General features: G+C 55.7%; 18 protein-coding genes. 8 read left to right on the top strand and 10 right to left on the bottom strand.

The genetic code is table 11. The features are described 5' to 3' along the window. Positions 1-764 precede the first annotated feature (764 nt). Entirely contained in the window at positions 765-1,694 is a 930-nt protein-coding gene (locus tag J1782_RS17415) for a LysR family transcriptional regulator (RefSeq protein WP_217153605.1), read from the top strand. A 100-nt stretch (positions 1,695-1,794) separates the two neighbouring features. Next, positions 1,795-2,289, top strand: a complete 495-nt coding sequence (locus J1782_RS17410; protein ID WP_101078869.1) for a DUF2501 domain-containing protein — start codon at positions 1,795-1,797, stop codon at positions 2,287-2,289. Positions 2,290-2,387: 98 nt separating this feature from the next. On the opposite strand, the gene nth is transcribed toward J1782_RS17410, so the two are convergent. The 10 genes from nth to J1782_RS17360 form a co-directional block, all read right to left on the bottom strand. Beyond that, a complete protein-coding gene (gene nth / locus J1782_RS17405) occupies positions 2,388-3,026 on the bottom strand; it encodes an endonuclease III (RefSeq protein ID WP_165057411.1) in 639 nt (212 codons plus the stop codon). Beyond that, a complete protein-coding gene (locus J1782_RS17400) occupies positions 3,019-3,717 on the bottom strand; it encodes an electron transport complex subunit E (protein ID WP_152326140.1) in 699 nt (232 codons plus the stop codon). The genes nth and J1782_RS17400 overlap by 8 nt, the downstream gene beginning before the upstream one ends. Then, positions 3,710-4,342, bottom strand: coding sequence for an electron transport complex subunit RsxG (gene rsxG, locus J1782_RS17395; RefSeq protein ID WP_165057413.1), 633 nt, complete (start codon positions 4,340-4,342; stop codon positions 3,710-3,712). Before rsxG ends, J1782_RS17400 begins: the two co-directional genes overlap by 8 nt. A 9-nt stretch (positions 4,343-4,351) precedes the next feature. Next, positions 4,352-5,404, bottom strand: a complete 1,053-nt coding sequence (gene rsxD, locus J1782_RS17390) for an electron transport complex subunit RsxD (RefSeq protein WP_217153604.1) — start codon at positions 5,402-5,404, stop codon at positions 4,352-4,354. Continuing rightward, complete coding sequence (rsxC, locus tag J1782_RS17385; protein ID WP_217153603.1) at positions 5,405-7,528, bottom strand: electron transport complex subunit RsxC; 2,124 nt, start codon at positions 7,526-7,528, stop codon at positions 5,405-5,407. Between the two features lies 1 nt (position 7,529). Beyond that, positions 7,530-8,096 carry an electron transport complex subunit RsxB gene (rsxB, locus tag J1782_RS17380; RefSeq protein WP_152326144.1) on the bottom strand — a complete coding sequence of 189 codons (567 nt, stop codon included), beginning with the start codon at positions 8,094-8,096 and terminating at the stop codon, positions 7,530-7,532. Beyond that, complete coding sequence (gene rsxA / locus J1782_RS17375) at positions 8,096-8,677, bottom strand: electron transport complex subunit RsxA (RefSeq protein ID WP_101078861.1); 582 nt, start codon at positions 8,675-8,677, stop codon at positions 8,096-8,098. Before rsxA ends, rsxB begins: the two co-directional genes overlap by 1 nt. Before the next feature lie 39 nt (positions 8,678-8,716). Beyond that, positions 8,717-9,157, bottom strand: a complete 441-nt coding sequence (locus J1782_RS17370) for a DUF2569 domain-containing protein (protein ID WP_152326145.1) — start codon at positions 9,155-9,157, stop codon at positions 8,717-8,719. 255 nt (positions 9,158-9,412) lie between these two features. Then, positions 9,413-10,777 carry an anaerobic C4-dicarboxylate transporter DcuC gene (dcuC, locus tag J1782_RS17365; protein ID WP_165057418.1) on the bottom strand — a complete coding sequence of 455 codons (1,365 nt, stop codon included), beginning with the start codon at positions 10,775-10,777 and terminating at the stop codon, positions 9,413-9,415. A gap of 449 nt (positions 10,778-11,226) precedes the next feature. Next, complete coding sequence (locus J1782_RS17360) at positions 11,227-12,435, bottom strand: FAD-dependent oxidoreductase (RefSeq protein WP_152326147.1); 1,209 nt, start codon at positions 12,433-12,435, stop codon at positions 11,227-11,229. A gap of 290 nt (positions 12,436-12,725) precedes the next feature. Here J1782_RS17360 and J1782_RS17355 point away from each other — a divergent pair, with 290 nt between their 5' ends. The 6 genes from J1782_RS17355 to J1782_RS17330 all read left to right on the top strand — a co-directional run bounded on the left by J1782_RS17355 (position 12,726) and on the right by J1782_RS17330 (position 18,887). Further along, the gene (locus tag J1782_RS17355; protein WP_165057420.1) at positions 12,726-13,439 is read left to right on the top strand and encodes a FadR/GntR family transcriptional regulator; all 714 of its coding nucleotides are present in this window, start codon (positions 12,726-12,728) and stop codon (positions 13,437-13,439) included. Continuing rightward, on the top strand, positions 13,426-14,604 hold the full coding sequence (locus J1782_RS17350; protein ID WP_152326149.1) for an aminotransferase class I/II-fold pyridoxal phosphate-dependent enzyme: 1,179 nt from the start codon (positions 13,426-13,428) through the stop codon (positions 14,602-14,604). The genes J1782_RS17355 and J1782_RS17350 overlap by 14 nt, the downstream gene beginning before the upstream one ends. A 65-nt stretch (positions 14,605-14,669) precedes the next feature. Next, a complete protein-coding gene (locus J1782_RS17345; RefSeq protein ID WP_152326150.1) occupies positions 14,670-15,953 on the top strand; it encodes a sugar ABC transporter substrate-binding protein in 1,284 nt (427 codons plus the stop codon). Between the two features lie 58 nt (positions 15,954-16,011). Further along, positions 16,012-16,935 (top strand): carbohydrate ABC transporter permease, encoded by a 924-nt coding sequence (locus tag J1782_RS17340; RefSeq protein ID WP_101078854.1) that lies wholly within the window; start codon positions 16,012-16,014, stop codon positions 16,933-16,935. Positions 16,936-16,945: 10 nt separating this feature from the next. Continuing rightward, the gene (locus J1782_RS17335) at positions 16,946-17,788 is read left to right on the top strand and encodes a carbohydrate ABC transporter permease (RefSeq protein WP_152326151.1); all 843 of its coding nucleotides are present in this window, start codon (positions 16,946-16,948) and stop codon (positions 17,786-17,788) included. A 4-nt stretch (positions 17,789-17,792) separates the two neighbouring features. Continuing rightward, positions 17,793-18,887 carry an ABC transporter ATP-binding protein gene (locus J1782_RS17330; protein ID WP_217153602.1) on the top strand — a complete coding sequence of 365 codons (1,095 nt, stop codon included), beginning with the start codon at positions 17,793-17,795 and terminating at the stop codon, positions 18,885-18,887. The last annotated feature ends 3 nt before the right edge of the window (positions 18,888-18,890 follow it).

Here is an 18,890-nt window from a genome sequence, read left to right as displayed (position 1 = left end):
CCACCCCAAGAAAGATACATCCTCCCACAACGATTACGTGAAACTTTGATTCATTGCTCATTTTCTGTCCAATTTTAAATAATTAAGATTGAGTTGAGGTCATGCGTATCGTAGCCAAGCCTCAAATTGGTTGTAACGATCGATATTTACAATTCGATCGTTTGCACCGATCGATTCCCCATGACTATACTGTATAAATGAACAGTATTTTATGGGTTGGTTATGGCTAAATATTCAGACATCAAAGTGGCGTTCATGCGCAGTATCACGCGCGACCCGAAGAGAGGGAAGGTGGTAACCACAGTCCGATTCGTTCAGGAGCTGGCTAAGGTAAATCACTTCTGGTCACTGAACGAGGCTAACGATTGGATAGCTAAACATCAGTCGTTCTTTCGTGATTATACAGACTGTCACGGTGAAGAGAAACGCTATTTCTTGGTGAACATGGGCTATGTGAGGTAGGAGGAATCTATGGGATTTCCATCGCCAGCAACTGACTACGTAGAGGCAGGGATTGACCTCAATAAAATATGCCGGTTCGGAAGGGAGTCATCCAGGCTGCATGTTGTTGAGCGATATCTCGGAGAAGGCATCAATTCTGGCTCAAGAGTCCGTGACAAAATATCGACGTCCGATATGATAAATGCATGGGAGCTAGATGCGCGTAGATTTGCAGGTCAGATTTAAGGTAAGTACATGCCGTAGTACATAATTAAATTTACACACTCATGATATCAACTATAAGTCATTGAAATATAACGAAAATGGACATCAAACAGCTTATTTATCTCTGCAATCTTGAACGGGAACGTCATTTCGGGCGGGCGGCGGAAGCCAGTTTTGTCAGCCAGCCGACGCTGTCGATGCGGCTCAAAAATCTTGAAAAAGAACTCGGGCTGAACCTGATCAACCGGGGCAACAATTTCGAAGGATTCACCGCCGAAGGCCTGCGGGTGCTGAGCTGGGCGCGCGAAATAGTGGCGGTTTACGAAGGCCTGAAGCTGGAGGTGGAATCCCTCAAGCAGGGCATGAGCGGGACGTTACGCATCGGCGTTATGCCACAGTGCAGCGTTTCGCTGGCGCGGCTGATTAGAGCGGTGAGCCAGGCGCATCCGGGGCTGGATTACCGCGTCTCGGAAGTCAGCGCCGATCAGCTGATTGAAGCGCTGAGCAGCCATTCCGTGGATGTCGGCATCGGCTTTTTCGAATTTTCGACCCTCAACGAACTGCGTTTCCAGCTGGTGTCGCTTGATGATGGCGGCGTGGACGTGGTGTATCACCCGGACCATTTCCCCGAACTGGACAATGTCGGGTTGATGACCGCCGAACAGGCCGCGGCGTTGCCTTTGTGTCTGTCCGAGCCGAGCCGTTATTTCCGCCGCTATCTGGATAATTTCTTCCGCCAGGCCGGACTCGAACTGCATCCACGTCTGGAAAGTACCTCGATATTTCAGCTGATGCAGGGCGTGTTTGTCGGCATCGGCTGTGCGTTAGTGCCGAGCGGGCATCTGATAGACGAGATGCATCCGGCACTGAAACGCTGCCCGCTGGACATCACCCCTATGACCCGCCACGCGGCGCTGGTAGTGGCCGAACCGGGCAGGGCGACGGCGCTGGCGCAGCATTTTTTTACCGCCGCCGGTCTGTGGCTGACGCAGCAACAACCGCTTGCCCCCCCGCCGACGATCAAATAAAACCGGCATTGCCGGTTTCTCTCCGATTTTCCTATTGATGAATTCATCATTTAAGACCAAGCTTTCCCGCAATATATAAGTGAAATGAATGGAGTAGCACATGAAAGCATTAAAAGCTGGCGTTCTGGCCATCGTCGCGGGCAGCCTGTTAGTGGCAGCCTCCGCACAGGCATCAAATAACCTGCTGGGACAACTGCAACAGGCCGCCACCGACGGGCTGAACAGTGCGGGAACAACCTCAGGGACGGGAACCACATCATCACTGACTTCACTGCTCAACGGCGGCGATAAAGCACTGACCTCCACCAGCGCGACCAACGTCGCCGGTGTATTGCAGTATTGCGTGAAAAACAACGTACTTTCTAAAGCCAGCACCGAAAACGTGAAAGATCAGCTGCTGAACAAACTGGGGATCCAGAGCGCGTCTGGTGCTGAAAGCAAGGACTACCAGCAGGGGCTGGGCGGGTTGCTGAAAACCGGTAAAGATCAGAGCGTTGATCTGAATAATCTCGGCAGCGGGCTGACGCAGGTGAAAGAGAAAGTGAAAACCAAAGCGTGTGATGTGGTGCTCAAGCAGGCGAAGTCGTTTATTTGATTTTGACTTTCTCCTCCCCCTGCGAAGGGGGAGGTCGGAAGGGTGAGGCCGCAGGCTGAGTAACACCGGGAAAAGGAACCGCGCAGCGGCACTCCCTTTCACTCCGCGTAGACCTTCTCTTTACTCTCACACAAATCTTCAATCAAACACGATCCGCACCGCGGCTTCCTCGCAATACAGGTATAGCGACCGTGCAAAATCAGCCAGTGATGGCAGTCGAGCATAAATTCCTTCGGCACCACTTTCAGTAATTTCTCTTCCACGTCATCGACGGTCTTACCTGGCGCGAATTTCGTCCGGTTACAGACGCGGAAAATATGCGTATCGACGGCAATGGTGGGCCAGCCGAAAGCGGTATTGAGCACCACGTTGGCGGTTTTACGCCCGACGCCCGGCAGGGCTTCCAGCGCGGCGCGGTCTTCCGGCACTTCGCCGTTGTGTTTTTCCAGCAAAATCCGGCAGGTTTTAATGACGTTTTCGGCTTTCGAATTAAACAGGCCGATGGTTTTGATGTATTCCTTCACACCGTCCACGCCGAGCGCCAGAACGGACTCCGGCGTGTTCGCGACCGGATAAAGTTTCGCGGTCGCTTTGTTCACGCTGACGTCCGTGGCCTGCGCGGAAAGTAACACCGAAATCAGCAGCTCGAACGGCGTGGTGTACACCAGTTCGGTTGTGGGATGCGGGTTGTTGTCCCGCAAACGGCTGAGGATCTCAATGCGCTTTTCCTTATTCATGAACACTTCCCTTTGGCAAACTGTCTTCGGCGGCAACGTGTTGCACCGCTTTTCGCGCTTTCATGCGCTGATCAATCAGGTATTTAGCCGCCAGCAGCAGGCCCAAACCGATAAACGCGCCCGGCGGCAGCATCGCCAGCAGGAACGGGTTATCCAGATGAATCACTTCAACGCGCAGCACTTTCGCCCAGCCGCCGAGCAGCAAATCTGCGCCGTTAAACAACACGCCGCTGCCGAGAATTTCACGCATCGAACCGAGGACGAACATTGCGCACGTCGCCCCGAGGCCGGTCATGGCGCCGTCCAGCGCCGCCAGATGCACCGGACTGTTCGCGGCGCAGGCTTCCGCACGTCCGACCACCACACAGTTGGTCACAATCAGCGGGATGAAAATCCCCAGCGCCTGATACAAACCAAAGGCATACGCATTGATCAGCATTTCAACGGTACTGACCACCGATGCGATGATCAGCACGTAAATCGGAATACGGATTTCATCCGGGATCCACTTACGGAACGCGGAAATCATGCCGTTAGTACAGGTCAGCACCAGCGTGGTTGCCAGCCCCAAACCTAAGGCGTTAGTCGCCGTGGACGTCACGGCCAGCAGCGGGCAAAGCCCCAGCAGCTGGACCAGCGAGGAGTTATTGGTCCACAGACCCTGAACGATTATCTTTCTGGCTTCACTCATCACGGGCTCCACAAGGGGTGAGGTGGGAAAGCTGAGACGGCACCGTCCCGATAAATAACGCCGTGCGTTTCACCGAGCGCACGACAGCGCGCGGGGTAATGGTCGCGCCGGTAAACTGATCAAACACGCCGCCATCTTTCTTCACAGCCCAGCGCGGGTCGCTGGGGCCGTTCACGGTTTCGTTGGCGAAATGCTTGATCCAGTCAGATATACGCACTTCAATTTTGTCACCCAGCCCCGGCGTTTCATGCTGTTCGAGCACGCGGGAACCGTAGACTTTGCCATGAAAATCAGCGGCAACCAGCAGCTGGATTGCACCGGAATAACCGTCTGGCGCGGTAGTTTCCACCACGGCAGCCACCGGTTCACCGCCTTTGCGCGCCAGATACAGGCGGTGCGGCGTAGCGGTGCCGAGTGATTCATCGGTGACGTTGTAACATTCGTTCTGCATGTTGTTATCGTAAACGCTGGCCGGGATCACCTGATCAAACAGCGTTTTTTGCTGTAACAGCGCCTGATGTTCAATCGTTGGCTTGGTCAGCAGGTTTACGATGGCGGTCATGCCGGTCATCAGTGCGCCAAAGAAAGCCAGGATCAGGCCGTGGCGTCGCATTGTAGCTAACATAATTCTTCCTCAGCGATGCCCGTAAACACGTGGTTGAGTGTAGTGGTCAATCAGCGGCACGGTAATGTTGGCCAGTAAAACGGCAAAGGCCACGCCGTCAGGATACCCGCCGTACGTGCGGATAAGCCACACCAGTAAACCAATTAATGCACCGAAAACCAGACGGCCTTTTGGCGTGGTGGACGCCGTCACCGGGTCGGTGGCGATAAAGAAGGCACCGAGCATGGTCGCACCGGAGAACAGGCCGACCAGCGGTGAAGAATAGCTTTCCGGTGACAGCCCCCACGCGATGGCGGCGCAGAACGCCAGCATACCGAGCATTGCCACCGGAATGTGCCAGCTGATGATCTTACGCCACATCAGGAACAGGCCACCGGCCAGAAAACCGAGGTTAATCCACTGCCAGCCCAGACCCGCCAGCGTGCCGCCAAACAGCGGTGTTGCCAGAATTTGATCGGCTGTATGCCCGGAGCGTAAGCCGGTTTTAAAGGCATCCAGCGGCGTCGCCTGCGTCACGCCATCCACGTTCATTTGCAACTGATAGGCGGTCAGATCCTGCCCGCTGTGGCCGGTGAAAATGGTCAGCAGTGTATCGGTGAAGCTGATGTGATGATGTTGCAGCGCGTCCGGCGGCAGCCAGGTGGTCATCTGCACCGGGAACGAAATCAGCAGCACGACATAACCCACCATCGCCGGGTTAAACGGGTTTTGCCCCAGACCGCCATACAGCTGTTTGGCGATGATGATGGCGAAAAACGTGCCAAGCACCACCATCCACCACGGGCCGAGCGGCGGCAGGCTGATGCCGATCAAAATGGCCGTCAGCAGGGCGCTGTTATCGCCCAGACGTTTTTTTACCGGCTGTTTGCGCAGTTGCAAAACGGCACCTTCTGCCAGTAAAGCAATCACGATAGCCAGGGCGAGCTGAACCAGTGTTCCGTAGCCGAAAAACCAAATCTGAGCGATCAGACCCGGAATACACGCCAGAATCACCATCATCATGATGGTGCTGGTATTTTGGCGGTTATGTGTAAAAGGTGAACTTGCGATCCTGAAGGCCATCTATTCCTCGTTCGACATTGTCTGAGCGGCTTTACGGGCCTTAACTCGGGCGATCGCAGCAGCCACGGCGGCTTTGCGTGGATCGCTTTCTTGTTGTGTTGTGTCTGGTTCTGAAGATGCGTCGTTGTCCGCAGCGGACTCTTCGGCGTCACTCTGCGCCGCCGCTTTTTTTGCTTTCGCACGGGCAATGGCGGCGGCGACAGCGGCTTTACGCTTGTCGTCAGCAGAAGGTTCAGCCGGTGACGTTGTCACGTCTTCGTCAGTATTGGCCTGAGCGGCGGCGGCTTTCTTCGCTTTCACGCGGGCAATCGCTGCGGCTACGGCGGCCTTGCGGTCGTCTTCTGCCGGTGCTGGCGGAGTCACATTGAGCTCGCTGTCGGTGGCTTCCACCACCACGCCATTTCCCGCTTTCTTCGCTTTTACCCGGGCGATAGCGGCAGCCACGGCGGCTTTGCGATCGTCTTCTGCGGTCGGCGGCGTTTCAGGCACCGGTTCAGACGCGACCGGGATTTCCTGCGCGGCAGCCGCTTTTTTGGCTTTGGCGCGGGCAATGGCGGCGGCCAGTGCGGCCTGACGCGGATCCACTTCCGCCGTTTCAGCCACGGCTCCGGCGACCGGGGCGTCGTCTACCGGCGTTTCGCTCAGCTTAACGGCGGCTTTCTGGTGTTTCTCTTCGCGGGCGATTTTGTCACGTTCCATACGCGCCTGTTTGGCTTCAAAACGCGCTTTGGCTTCGGTCGCACGGGCGGTTTCGCTGTCGATGGCACGGATTTCGGCCTTTTCCTGACGATAATACTGCACCAGCGGAATGTTGCTCGGGCAGACGTAAGCACAGGCGCCGCATTCGATGCAATCGAACAGGTTATGGTTGCGCGCTTTTTCGTGTTCTTCGCCGCGGCTGAACCAGTAAAGCTGCTGCGGCAGTAAACCGGCCGGACAGGCTTCCGCGCACAGGCTGCAACGGATACAGGCTTCTTCCGGCTCAGGCTGGCCAAGTTCCGATTCGGACGGAGCCAGCAGGCAGTTGGAGATCTTAACGACCGGCACATCGAGCGACGGCAGGGTAAAGCCCATCAGCGGCCCGCCCATGATCACCATCTTTTTATCGCCCTGCGGCTGTAACGCGCCTTCCTGCATCAGATGCGAAACCGGCGTACCCAGACGTGCCCAGACGTTACCGGGTTTCGCCATCGCTTCACCGGTCAGCGTCACGACACGTTCGATCAGCGGTTCGCCGTCGAGGATCGCGCGTTTAATCGCGTAAACCGTCCCGACGTTTTGCATCAGCACGCCGATTGACGACGAGTGATGACCTTTCGGCACTTCGAGGCCGGTCAGAATTTTGGTCAGCTGTTTGGCTCCGCCGGACGGATACTTGGTCGGCACCACGCGCAGTTCGAAGCGGATACCGTTAGCCAGATCCTGCTGAGCCGTAGCTTTAATCGCAGTTTTAAACGCCGCAATGGCTTCCGGTTTATTGTCTTCGATGCCGATGAGAACGCGTTCCGGGCTGAGCATATGACAGAGAATGCGCGTGCCTTCGAGGATCTGATCCGCGTGTTCCTGCATCAGCCGGTCATCGGCAGTGATGTAGGGTTCGCATTCGGCGGCGTTGAGGATCAGCGTGCGCGTGGACGTCAGGCCGCCTGCGAGTTTGCTGGCGGTCGGGAAACCTGCGCCGCCCAATCCGGCGATACCGGCCTGGCTGATGCGCTGGTTCAGCTCTCCGGCAGAAAGCTGGCGGTAATCGGCCACAATGTTGCGTTCGCACCAGGTGTCTTGCCCGTCGGCTTCAATCAGAACGCAGAGTTCTTTCAGGCCGGAAGGGTGCGCGGTGATATGTGGTTCGATGGCGGTGATCACGCCAGACGTCGGCGCGTGTACCGGCACGGTGCGGCCACGGCCTGTCGTCAGCGGCTGGCCCTTTAAAACCCGGTCACCGGCTTTCACACACAGCTCGCCCTCCGGGCCAAGATGCTGCTGAAGGGGAATGATAAAGCGCTCAGGCAACGGCACGTTGCGCAGCGGAACGTGGCTCGACTGCGTCTTCATTTCCGGCGGATGAATACCACCGTCGAAGTCCCAGACTTTGTCTTTTTTGAGCGCGGCAAACAGATTAAACATGTTACTCCGCATGGATGACCTGAACCGGAATGGATTGCAAATCCCACTTCCAGTTTGCGGTGGTGGTTTTGATCGGCAGCATTTCGATGCAGTCCGTCGGGCACGGTGCGACGCACAGGTCACAGCCGGTACATAAATCGGTAATCACGGTATGCACGGCACGGGTTGCGCCCACAATCGCATCGACCGGGCAGGCCTGAATGCATTTGGTGCAGCCGATACAGTTGCTTTCGTCGATATACGCCACTTTGCGCACCGGCACGGCGGCGGCGACGTCTTCGCCCATCGGCTGCGGCTCGACGTTGAGCAGGGTGGCCAGCTTGAGCATGACCGCTTCGCCGCCCGGCACACATTTGTTGATGTTGTCGCCATTGGCCACGGCTTCGGCGTAAGGTTTACAACCGGGATAACCGCATTGCGCACACTGGCTTTGCGGCAGGATATCGTCAATCTGATCGACAACCGGGTTGCCTTCCACGGCAAAACGACGCGAGGCGTAACCCAGCAGCAGGCCAAACACCAGAGCCAGTGCGGTCAGCGCACCAATCGCTACCCATAATTCAAACATCAGAATTTCACCAGACCCGTAAAGCCCATAAAGGCCAGTGACATCAGGCCCGCCGTGACCAGCGCAATCGAAGAACCTTTGAACGGTGCAGGCACGTCAGCGACAACCAGGCGCTCACGAATGGCGGCGAACAGCACCATCACCAGCGAGAAACCGAGTGAGGCGGCAAAACCGTAGAGCGCGGACTGCATGAAATTCAGCTGCTGGTTGATGTTAAGCAGCGCCACGCCGAGCACGGCGCAGTTGGTAGTGATAAGCGGCAGGAAAATACCCAGCAGGCGATACAGCGACGGGCTGGTTTTGCGCACGACCATTTCGGTGAACTGTACGACGACAGCGATCACCAGGATAAACGCCATGGTGCGCAGGTACACCAGGCCCAGCGGCATCAGAATGAAGGTGTTGACCATCCACGAACAGATATTCGACAAGGTGATCACGAACGTGGTCGCCAGGCCCATGCCGATGGCGGATTCCAGTTTTTTGGACACGCCCATAAACGGGCAAAGTCCGAGGAACTTCACCAGAACAAAGTTATTCACCAGCATGGTGCCGACAAACAGTAATAAGTAAGAGGTCATGACAATTGCCCGGACATAATAAACATTAAAACTTCAGGGTTATTCCGTGAAGGTTTCTTTCACCCGCAGTGAGCGCTTGAAATAAGGCACAAACACCGCAGCAGCCAATAAGGGTAACAGTAAGTTACGCACGGCCAGATCATCGGTAACCGGCGAGAATGCAAAGGCTTTTACCGCCAGCAATACCGTACACAACAACCAGATAATATACATTTTTGGTAACGCTCTGGCACGCTTACAAAATTGCCAGAGAACCGCAACGGTAAATAACCCCATCGCTAACGTGGTTACCACGGAGAAATACCATTGCAGCGTAAAGGCCTGCGAATTGGTGATTAAATATTCGCGTGATTCCGGCATAAATATGGCCATTGAAAACAGGAACAGCATTAATACAACGCTCAGCAGCGTGACAATCAGATACGCCATCGGGGCCAGTAACCACCCGCCGATTCGTTTGTAGCCCGGATTATTCGACATAAAAAGCCTATATTACGCGGATTTCGCCATCACTCAGACGGGGCTTTTTCCCCGACCTTCAAGGCGCAGTAGCTTAACCTGAGTTGGTATTAGCCCATATCGTATTTATGTGATCAATACTTTCATCCTTCACGCTGTCTCGGCGTTGGCTTCCTTCGCGCACCCCGGTCACATACTTTTGTATGCTTCCGGGGATTTGCTCAGTTGCCGCCTTGATACAGCGCAAATGATTTCAGCATTAGAAAAGGAGGGGAATTAGTGAACCGGAACCAGAATTTCTGTGGCGACAATAACCACTATGAGCCCCACGAGAACCGGCACGGAGGTGCGCTTTACCACTTCGAACGGGGAGATTTTTGCCATACCTGCCACGGCGACCACGACGCCCGAGACCGGTGAAATGGTGCGACCAAGGTTGGACGCCTGTAACATCGGGATCACCAGATATCCCGGGTTGATGCCCATTTTCGCCGCCAGTTTCGGGATAAGTTCCACGAACGCATAAAACGACGCATTGCCCGAGCCGGTGGTCATGGCCGCAAGGACGGTGATGGTGACCAGCACCAGCATCATAATAATGCTGCCAGAACCAAAGTTTTGCGCCAGCCCGATCAGGCTGCTGATAAAGCCGACGGTGCTCAGACCCTGCGCGAAAACGCCAGCCGCAACCAGCAGCATCACGACGTTGGCAAACGCATCCGCCATACCGCGATACGCGACGTCCAGCCCGGCAAACACGGCTTTCCCGTTGCGGTTTCTTACTGTTTCAATCAGTGCAGTCAGCACCATGCAGATCACCAGGATAGTAATGATATGCAGATTCGGGCCCCATTTACCGTCAAAAATCAGCACCCCGATAATCGGCGTGAAAGGCAAAATGGCGTAAAACGCCGGGGCGTTGGTTTCAATGACGTCATCTTTGCTGGAATCCACGCTATCTACCACGGCGGTATCGCGTTTATCCAGATAACGCTGCCAGAAGAAATGCGCGACGGCCATCGCCACAATAGCGGCAATCGAAATCGGCAGGGTGACTTTGAAGGCAAAATCGACCAGCGGCATGTTGGCCGCCTGCGCCGCCAGCACCACATCGCCTGAGGTCGGGGAAAGAATAATGGCCGCCGGCGACGCACAAATCGCCGCCGCCGCGCCGCGGCTGATGCCGACATTCACCATAATCGGGAACAGCGTCGCCATCAGCAGTACGCCGAGACCGGTCGCGGAAGACACCGCCAGCGACATCAGACACGCCAGAATATAGGCCGCGACCATCAGAATGTATGGCGAGTTAATCATCTGTAGCGGACGTGATGCGAGTTTGACCACTACGTCGTTAGCGCCGATGTGCGTCATGTACGCCGCGAAACCGCACAGCATCATGATCATCATCCCGAGATCGCCACCGCGGCTCATCAGCAGGATTTTGACGTATTCCACGATGTCCGTGGCGTTCCAGCCGGTGCTCTTCGTGCCTTCCGGCAACACGCTGTGGCCCATTAACGCACTGATAATCAGCAGTATTAACCCGCCAACCATCAGTACGCCGGTGGGTGAATACCCCTTGATGATGTACCGCCCGACAAACACGGCCACCACCAGACCTATCAATAACTCTGTCATACATGTATTCCCCGAGATTAAATTTGGATCCAAGTGAAAGGCGGGCACTTTGAACAATTAACCGTTCCGGCGTAATGACGCTTGTCAATTATCGGTGATGAAATAGGGGAGAGGATTGATATTTGTGATGTATGACCGACATCACCAGGCGGTTTTTGCGGTGCTCATACGGCGTGATTTTTGAAAGCTTGCTGAGTGAGAGTTTCGGGACCCAAGGCTCGAACACCGAAACGAAGGCACCGTGTGGCGGCAAGTTTTCGCGGCAATAAGAGGCGTTACTAAAACAGTGCCAGCGAGCGGAGCGCGTGTTGAAAAAGCGTGGGGAAATCCAAAAGGGGAAAAGCACTTTCCCCTTTTGGTCGGTTTCGGCGCGAGCCGCTGAGCGATCGCCGCAATTGAAAAACCGAAACCTACTCAGTCCGCTTGCAAACGCATTGTGCGTCTCACGCTCATAACTTCGGGATCTCCCGATAAAACCCGACTCCGATCAGCCGTCCGAACAGGAAGGGAATGAACTTCCTCCCCCGTAGCCAGCTTTCAAGCCGGGAAGGGGCGCGCTTGCGGGGTTTTTGCCCGGCCTTACTGATCATAATCTGTAACGTCTGCGTTGCCCACGTCGGGAATGTCCGTCGCCGCTGGATGCGTTTCAGGTGACGGAGCGTCAGACGCCCGGCTTTCAGCGGTTGCGCGACAATATTTGCGGTCGCGACGGCATCCTGAATCGCCAGATTTACGCCGACGCCGCCAATCGGGGACATCGCGTGGGCGGCGTCGCCGATGCATAACAGGCCGGGTTTAGCCCATTCTCTGAGGCGGTCGATGCGGATCACCAGCAGGCGCACGTCGTCCCAGCTCTGAATGTCTTCGCCCAGACGCTCACGCTCAAACGGTGAGACTTCAGTCAGCAAATCCAGAAAAGGCGGGATGCCGCGTGCTTTGAGCGCGTCGAGGCTGTCTTTTGGAATCGAATAACCGCACTGCCAGTAATCGCCGCGGTCGATCATGATGAAGTTTTTCTTTGGCCCGCGATGCCCCATCGACCACTGCGGGTCGTCCGTGCGTTTATTGATTTTCAGCCACAGCACGTCACGCGGTGCGCCGAAACGGCGGATTTCCATCCCGGCCTGCTCGCGCACAATTGAATTTCTGCCGTCACAACCCACCACCAGATCGGCGTCGAAATGCTGCGTTTCGCCGTTCACATCCGCCAGAACACCGGTTATCTGGGATTCATTCTCCCGCAGCGAAAGCACCTGCGCATTGTGGATCAGCCGGAAATTCGGCAGCAGCGCGGCCTTGCTGGCGATGAAATTCAGGAAATCCCATTGCGGCATAAAAGCGATGAATTTGCACTGCGTCGGCAGATGAGTGAAATCCGCCAGCGTGGTTTCTTTGCCGTTGATTTCGCCGTACAGCTTCTCGGCGCGCTGATGCGGCAGGGCGAGAAACTCATCGAGAAAACCCAGTTGCCAGATGATGTCCAGCGTCGAAGGGTGAATGGTGTCGCCGCGAAAATCACGCAGAAAATCCCGGTGTTTTTCAAGCACCGTCACGTCAATTCCCTGGCGGGCCAGCAGGTAGCCCAGCATTAGTCCGGCTGGGCCGCCGCCAACAATACAAACGGTGGCGACAGACGCGCGGTCAGTGTTCGTGGTCATACAAACCTGCCTGATGAAATGAATTTACATGATAACAATTATCATTTGCGCTAACGAGCGTCAATCCATTGCGTGCTACAAGTCTGAACATATCCTGCACAGTGACATAACAAAACCGGTGATTTTTGCACCACGGCGATCGCGGTTTTGTTACCCGGACCGGTGCGTAAATACGCTATCTGAGGGGAAATCATTGAGTTAGTGCTTTATCTAAAAACTGGCAAACAAATTGCAAAGTGGTTCACAGGTTGAGTTGTTGGGCCAATTTTGGCCGATGCGCGGAGAACAATATGCACGGTGAACTGAACTTGTTGCACCCGATTGCTCCTCAGCAAAGTGATACGCTGGTGCTTGATGCGCTGACCCGCTATGTGGCGCAGTCCGGCACCCGCGTGGGTGAAAAATTGCCACCCGAGCGCGTGCTGGCGGAAGGGCTGGCGGTGAGCCGCAATACCGTCCGCGAGGCGCTGAAACGTTGGGAAGCGCTGGGCATTATCGTGCGAAAAAAAGGCAGCGGCACTTTCCTGCAATCGGAAGTCACCGCTAACGACAGCTTTCTGTCCCTGCGCTTTAAAAACGACTCCGCCACCATGCTTCACGCGCTGGAAGTCCGCCGGATCATTGAATGCGAAGCCTCGGCGCTGGCAGCAGTCAGGGCGACGGAAAGCGATTTGCTGTTTATCGAACAAAAGCTCGGTGTGATGGAAAAAGTGCATCTGAGCGTCGGTTCTGCCGGAGCCGAAGACTGGCAGTTTCATGCTGCGATTTACACCGCCGCGCACAATCCGCTGCTGCTGCAAATGGTCGGCGGGATCTACGACCTGCTGCACGCCTTTTTCGAATCACCGCCGGAACAGGCGCTGTTCAGCGACTCTTTTCCGCTGCACCGGACCTTATTTGAAGCCATTGCGCGGCGCGAGCCGGAAACCGCACGCAGGCTGAGCAACGACATTCTGAACATAACTGAACGTGACATGAAGGAAGTGATCAATGCAGCAAGATGATAAAAGCCCGCACGATGAGTTGCACGAATACACCCGTTTAGTCCACGACGGACGCCATGATCGCGGCGCGATTTCGCCGCCGATTTATCAGTCATCATTATTCAGTTTCACCGATTATGACAGCATGATCGCCCGTTTTCGCGGTGACAGCGATCACGCGCTGTATTCCCGCGTTGATAACCCGACGGTAGTGGAATTGCAGAAAAAGGTCGCGGAACTGGAGGGTGGCGAAGCCTGTCTGGCCTTCGGCAGCGGCATGGCGGCGATCAGCAATTCCATTCTGAGCGTGGCCGGACCGGGCGACAAAGTCGTGTGTGTGAATCACGTTTACCCGGATACCTACCGCTTCCTGCGCGGGTTCTGCACCCGTTTTCAGATTGAGGCTCAGTTCGTGGATGGCAGTTCACTTCCTGCCCTGGAAGAGGCGATTCAGGGCGCGAAACTGCTGTATCTGGAAAGCCCGAACAGCTGGGTGATGGGCGAGCAGAATCTGAAAGCGATTGCCGCACTGGCAAAAAAATACGGCGTGATCACGATGATCGACAACAGCTGGGCATCGCCGGTTTTCCAGAAACCGCTGGCGGCCGGTATCGATCTGGTGATCCATTCCGCATCCAAATACATCAGCGGGCACAGCGATGTCGTAGCCGGTCTGGTCATCTCCAGTCAGGAACGCATCGGTGCGATTACCCGTCATATCAGCCCGTTTTTAGGCGGGAAATTGTCGGCTAACGAAGCCTGGCTTTTACTGCGCGGCCTCCGGACTTTGCCGCTGCGTATGCGTCAGCATCACGAAAGTGCGCTGGAACTGGCGCGACGTTTACAGGGCTATTCTCGCATTACGCAGGTGAATCATCCCGGTTTAGACCCGCTGCCGACGTCAACGCTGACCGGTTACAGCGGCCTGTTTTCATTCGAACTCAGCGAGGGCATCGACATTCCGACATTCTGTAACGCACTGAAATTGTTCCGGATGGGCGTGAGCTGGGGCGGATTTGAAAGCCTGGTGATGCCCGCCATTTCCGTGCTGAATCAGGCGGGCGAATTTAACTCGGCGATTGATTTTGGCGTATCGCCACGCGTGATCCGCATTTCTATCGGCCTTGAAGACACCGGCGATCTGTGGCGCGACCTGAAAAACGCCATCGAAAGCGCCTGTTCCTGAACCCGGTAAAAACATCAACGACTGTTCCTGTGATCCGACCCTTAGCTCCGTGGAGAATCAAGATTATGCGACACCCGAAACGTCATGCTTTGCTCAGCGCGCTGACCCTCAGCGTCAGCCTGTTTTCCTGTGCCGGTTTTGCCGCCACCAAACTGACGCTGGTGGAAGTGATCACCAGCCCGGCGCGTACCGAAATGCTGCAAAAAATGTTGACTGCATACAAGGCGCAACATCCGGATGTCGAGATTGAAGTGGTGTCACTGCCTTGGGGGCAGGCGTTTGAAAAACTCGGCACGATGATTCAGAGCGGGCAATATCCGGACGTCGTGGAAATGCCTGATACCTGGCAGGGGCTGTACGCCAGCAACGGGATGCTGGCCGATCTCGAACCGCGCCTGAAAAGCTGGAGCGGCACGCCGGATCTCACCGATAAAACGCTGACGATGGCGCGCTCTTCCGGCGGCACGGCGACCATGATCCCTTACGGTTTCTATCTGCGGGCGATGTTCTGGAACAAAAAACTCTTCCAGCAGGCCGGGCTGACTGAGCCACCGAAAACCATGGACGAGTTTATGGCCGATGCGAAGAAAATCAGCGGGCTGGGCAACGGCATCAGCGGCTACTGCATGCGCGGTGGCGTCGGTGGCACGAACGCCTGGATGATGTTTATGGCGGCGATGAACGGCTCGCCGGACTTTTTCGACAAAGACGGCAACAGCACGCTGACGCATCCGGGCGCAATTAAAGGGGCGCAGTTCCTGGTGGACATGTACCAGAAAGGTTACGCGCCGAAAGACAGCGTCAACTGGGGTTTTAACGAAATAGTCTCCGGCTTCTATTCCGGGAAATGCGCAATGCTCGATCAGGATCCGGACGCGCTGATCGCCATCAAAAACAGCATGAACCCGGACGATTTCTCGGTCGCGCCGATGCCGCTCGGGCCCAACGGCAAAGCCTATCCGACCATCGGTTACACCGGCTGGTCGATGTTCAAACAGGGTAAAAATCAGGATCAAAGCTGGGATCTGATTTCCTTCCTCAGCAACAAAGAAAACAACCTGACGTGGTCGAAATTCGTCGGCACGCTGCCGATTTACAAAGGCGCTGAGCAGGACGCGTATTACCACGCGCCGCAGTTCGCCGGCTGGTTTGCCGAGCTGAACAGTCCGGATTACATTCCGCTTACCATGCCGACACACCTTAAAGGCTGGGGTTATTTTAACTCGGTGATTGTGAAAGACAGCTCGCAGGAGACGCTGCTCGGCCAGAACGACACAGAAAGCATGGTGAAAGACTGGGCGAAATACCTCACCAAAGAGCAAAAGGCGTGGCTGGCTACGCAGAAGTAAGCATCCGGCTCCGGCACGCGGTGCCGGAGTTAACACCTTTTACAACTGGAGACGCGTCATGATGTTGGAAGTTTCACCGCCAGACACCGCTGCCGCGCCGCGCTTTCCCCGTTTGCGGGCGCTGCTTGAACCCTGGGTTTATCTCAGCCCGACGATGGTGCTGATTGGCCTGTTTATTTTTGTACCGATGGCGATCGGCATTTCTTATGCTTTCCAGAATATTCAGCTGCTTAACCCGTTTGATACCGGCTGGGTCGGGCTGGATAACTTCCGCACAATGTTTGATGATCGGCATTTTTACGCCGCACTGCGTCACACCTTTAACTGGACGGCCACGTCGCTGGTTTTACAGTTCGCGCTGGGGCTCGGTCTGGCGCTGCTGCTCAACCGTGAATTCCCCGGCCGCCGCTGGGTCCAGGCGCTGGTGTTTCTGCCGTGGGCGGTGCCCGCGTTTCTTTCCGGTCTGACCTGGGCATGGTTGTTGAATCCGGTGATCGGCGTGCTGCCGTACTGGCTGACGGATTTGCACATTATTTCTGAGCCTTACAACATTTTGTCGGATCCGACGCTGGCACTTTACGGCCCGGTGCTGGCGAATGTCTGGTTTGGCATTCCGTTTTTTGCCATCACGCTGCTGGCGGCGTTGCAGTCGATCCCAAAAGATTTGTATGAAGCGGCGGCGATGGACGGTGCATCCGGCTGGCAGCAGTTTCGCAAAGTCACGCTGCCGTTTCTGGCACCGATGATCGCGATTACCGTCATGCTGCGCACCATCTGGATTGCCAATTTTGCCGACCTGATTGTGGTCATGACCGACGGCGGCCCGGCAAATTCGACGTCGATTCTGTCAAGTTTCATTTTCACCACGGCCTACCGGAAACTCGACTTTGGCTATGCCTCGGCGATGGCGGTATTCCTGCTGGTTCTGATGACGCTGTACGCACTGGTTTTACTGCGTATCCGCCACCAGCTGTTGAAATAAGGAGAATCCGATGAACGTACTCTCGTTAAATTTGTGGCTCCGCAAAGGGGGACACCGGCTGGGGATCCTCTTTTACCTGCTGTTCGCGCTGTTTCCGATTTACTGGCTGATCAAGATTTCGTTTACACCGGACAAACTGCTCTACAGCGAAGGCGTGCGGATGTGGCCCAGTGAACTGACGCTGGTGCATTTCCAGCGCGTGTTTACCGAAAGCCAGTTTCCGCTGTATTTCTTTAACAGCCTGATTGTGTCATTCGGCACCGCATTCCTGACGACCGTGATCGCCGCCGGTGCAGGTTTTGCGTTTTCGCGCTTCAGCTTTCGTGGCAAAACCGTGATGGCGGCGCTGCTGCTGTTCACGCAAATGTTCCCGCTGGTGATGATCCTCGCGCCGATTTACAAAGTGATGGCACCGCTCGGGCTGACCAACAGCCTGCTGGGGCTGATCCTGATTTACACCGCGTTCAACGTGCCGTTCGCCACTTTTCTGATGCAGTCGTTTTTCGACAGTATTCCGAAAGATCTGGAGGAGTCGGCGATGCTCGAAGGGTGCAGCCGTTTTATGGCGCTGCGCAAAGTCATTATACCGCTGACGTTGCCGGGCATGGCCGCCACGCTCGGATTTGTGTTTACCGCTGCGTGGAGTGAACTGCTGTTCTCGCTGATGCTTATCAACAAAAACGAGGTGATGACTTTTCCGGTCGGGCTGCTCAGTTTTGTGTCGAAATTCGCGGTTTCCTGGGGTGACATGATGGCGGCGGCGGTGCTGGCGCTGATCCCTGCCTGTCTTTTCTTTGCATTCATTCAGCGTTACCTGGTTCAGGGGCTGACGGCTGGCGCGGTTAAAGGATAATTTTATGGCTCAGATTACGATTTCCGATCTTCAAAAACGTTACGAAAATGTCGAAGTGCTGCGTCATATCAACCTGACGATTCAGGACGGCGAATTTGTGGTGTTAGTCGGGCCTTCGGGCTGTGGAAAATCCACTTTGCTGCGCACCATCGCCGGGCTGGAACTGGCGACGGCGGGGGACATTCACATCGGCACGCGCCTGATGAATCAGGTCGCGCCAAAAGACCGCGATATCTCGATGGTATTTCAGAGTTACGCACTGTATCCGCATATGACCGTCGCGCGGAATATGGGTTTCAGCCTTGAAGTGCAAAAACGCCCGAAAGCCGAAATCGACGCGGCCGTGAACAAAGCGGCGGATATTCTCGGGCTGACGGCGCTGTTGCACCGTCGTCCGAAAGAGCTTTCCGGCGGCCAGCGTCAGCGTGTGGCAATGGGCAGGGCGATTGTGCGTGAACCGCAGGTTTTCCTGTTCGATGAACCGCTTTCCAACCTTGACGCTCAGCTTCGCGGGCAGATGCGCATTGAAATCAAAAGCCTGCACCAGCGCATGCGCAACACCATTGTTTACGTCACCCATGATCAGGTCGAAGCCATGACGCTTGCCGACCGCATCGTGGTGCTCAACCACGGCGTCATCCAGCAGGTCGGCACTCCTCTGGAACTTTACGACACGCCAGCCAATAAATTCGTCGCCAGCTTCATCGGTTCGCCCTCAATGAACTTCATTAACGGCACAATCGAACTGGGTGATTCCGCGCCGCAGCTGCGCATCAATGCCAGCCAGACGCTGCCGGTTGACCCGCAGATTACGAATTTGAAAAGTGGTGCAGAAGTCACCTGCGGCGTGCGCCCCGAAGCCATTGTCTTGTGCGAACAGGGCGCGCCTGGTGCGGTTCCTCTGGACGTTACGCTCATCGAACCCACCGGCCTGAGTGAGCTTATCCACGGTACATTCGGTGGAGAACGGCTGAGTGTTTACAGCATGGTGAGATCCGGTGCCGCACCGGGGGACAGGGTTTGGGTGCAGATTGATACTGCGCGGATGCAGTTATTTGAGGCTGACAGCCAGAGGAGGCTTTCTAAACTGGGTGAGTGATTC

The sequence above is a fragment of the Rahnella sp. BCC 1045 genome, assembly GCF_019049615.1.
In the GTDB taxonomy this organism is placed as follows: Bacteria; Pseudomonadota; Gammaproteobacteria; order Enterobacterales; family Enterobacteriaceae; genus Rahnella; species Rahnella contaminans.
The sequence above is the reverse complement of the archived record's forward strand: the minus strand, read 5'-3'. Positions and strand labels throughout refer to the sequence as shown.

Coding starts and splice junctions, on each gene's coding strand:
- rsxB (WP_152326144.1), bottom strand. CDS start 8,096: ATGTTTGAATTATGGGTAGCGATTGGTGCGCTGACCGCACTGGCTCTG.
- rsxA (WP_101078861.1), bottom strand. CDS start 8,677: ATGACCTCTTACTTATTACTGTTTGTCGGCACCATGCTGGTGAATAAC.
- J1782_RS17370 (WP_152326145.1), bottom strand. CDS start 9,157: ATGTCGAATAATCCGGGCTACAAACGAATCGGCGGGTGGTTACTGGCC.
- dcuC (WP_165057418.1), bottom strand. CDS start 10,777: ATGACAGAGTTATTGATAGGTCTGGTGGTGGCCGTGTTTGTCGGGCGG.
- J1782_RS17350 (WP_152326149.1), top strand. CDS start 13,426: ATGCAGCAAGATGATAAAAGCCCGCACGATGAGTTGCACGAATACACC.
- nth (WP_165057411.1), bottom strand. CDS start 3,026: ATGAATAAGGAAAAGCGCATTGAGATCCTCAGCCGTTTGCGGGACAAC.
- J1782_RS17330 (WP_217153602.1), top strand. CDS start 17,793: ATGGCTCAGATTACGATTTCCGATCTTCAAAAACGTTACGAAAATGTC.
- J1782_RS17400 (WP_152326140.1), bottom strand. CDS start 3,717: ATGAGTGAAGCCAGAAAGATAATCGTTCAGGGTCTGTGGACCAATAAC.
- J1782_RS17345 (WP_152326150.1), top strand. CDS start 14,670: ATGCGACACCCGAAACGTCATGCTTTGCTCAGCGCGCTGACCCTCAGC.
- J1782_RS17335 (WP_152326151.1), top strand. CDS start 16,946: ATGAACGTACTCTCGTTAAATTTGTGGCTCCGCAAAGGGGGACACCGG.
- J1782_RS17415 (WP_217153605.1), top strand. CDS start 765: ATGGACATCAAACAGCTTATTTATCTCTGCAATCTTGAACGGGAACGT.
- rsxG (WP_165057413.1), bottom strand. CDS start 4,342: ATGTTAGCTACAATGCGACGCCACGGCCTGATCCTGGCTTTCTTTGGC.
- J1782_RS17410 (WP_101078869.1), top strand. CDS start 1,795: ATGAAAGCATTAAAAGCTGGCGTTCTGGCCATCGTCGCGGGCAGCCTG.
- rsxD (WP_217153604.1), bottom strand. CDS start 5,404: ATGGCCTTCAGGATCGCAAGTTCACCTTTTACACATAACCGCCAAAAT.
- J1782_RS17360 (WP_152326147.1), bottom strand. CDS start 12,435: ATGACCACGAACACTGACCGCGCGTCTGTCGCCACCGTTTGTATTGTT.
- J1782_RS17340 (WP_101078854.1), top strand. CDS start 16,012: ATGATGTTGGAAGTTTCACCGCCAGACACCGCTGCCGCGCCGCGCTTT.
- rsxC (WP_217153603.1), bottom strand. CDS start 7,528: ATGTTTAATCTGTTTGCCGCGCTCAAAAAAGACAAAGTCTGGGACTTC.
- J1782_RS17355 (WP_165057420.1), top strand. CDS start 12,726: ATGCACGGTGAACTGAACTTGTTGCACCCGATTGCTCCTCAGCAAAGT.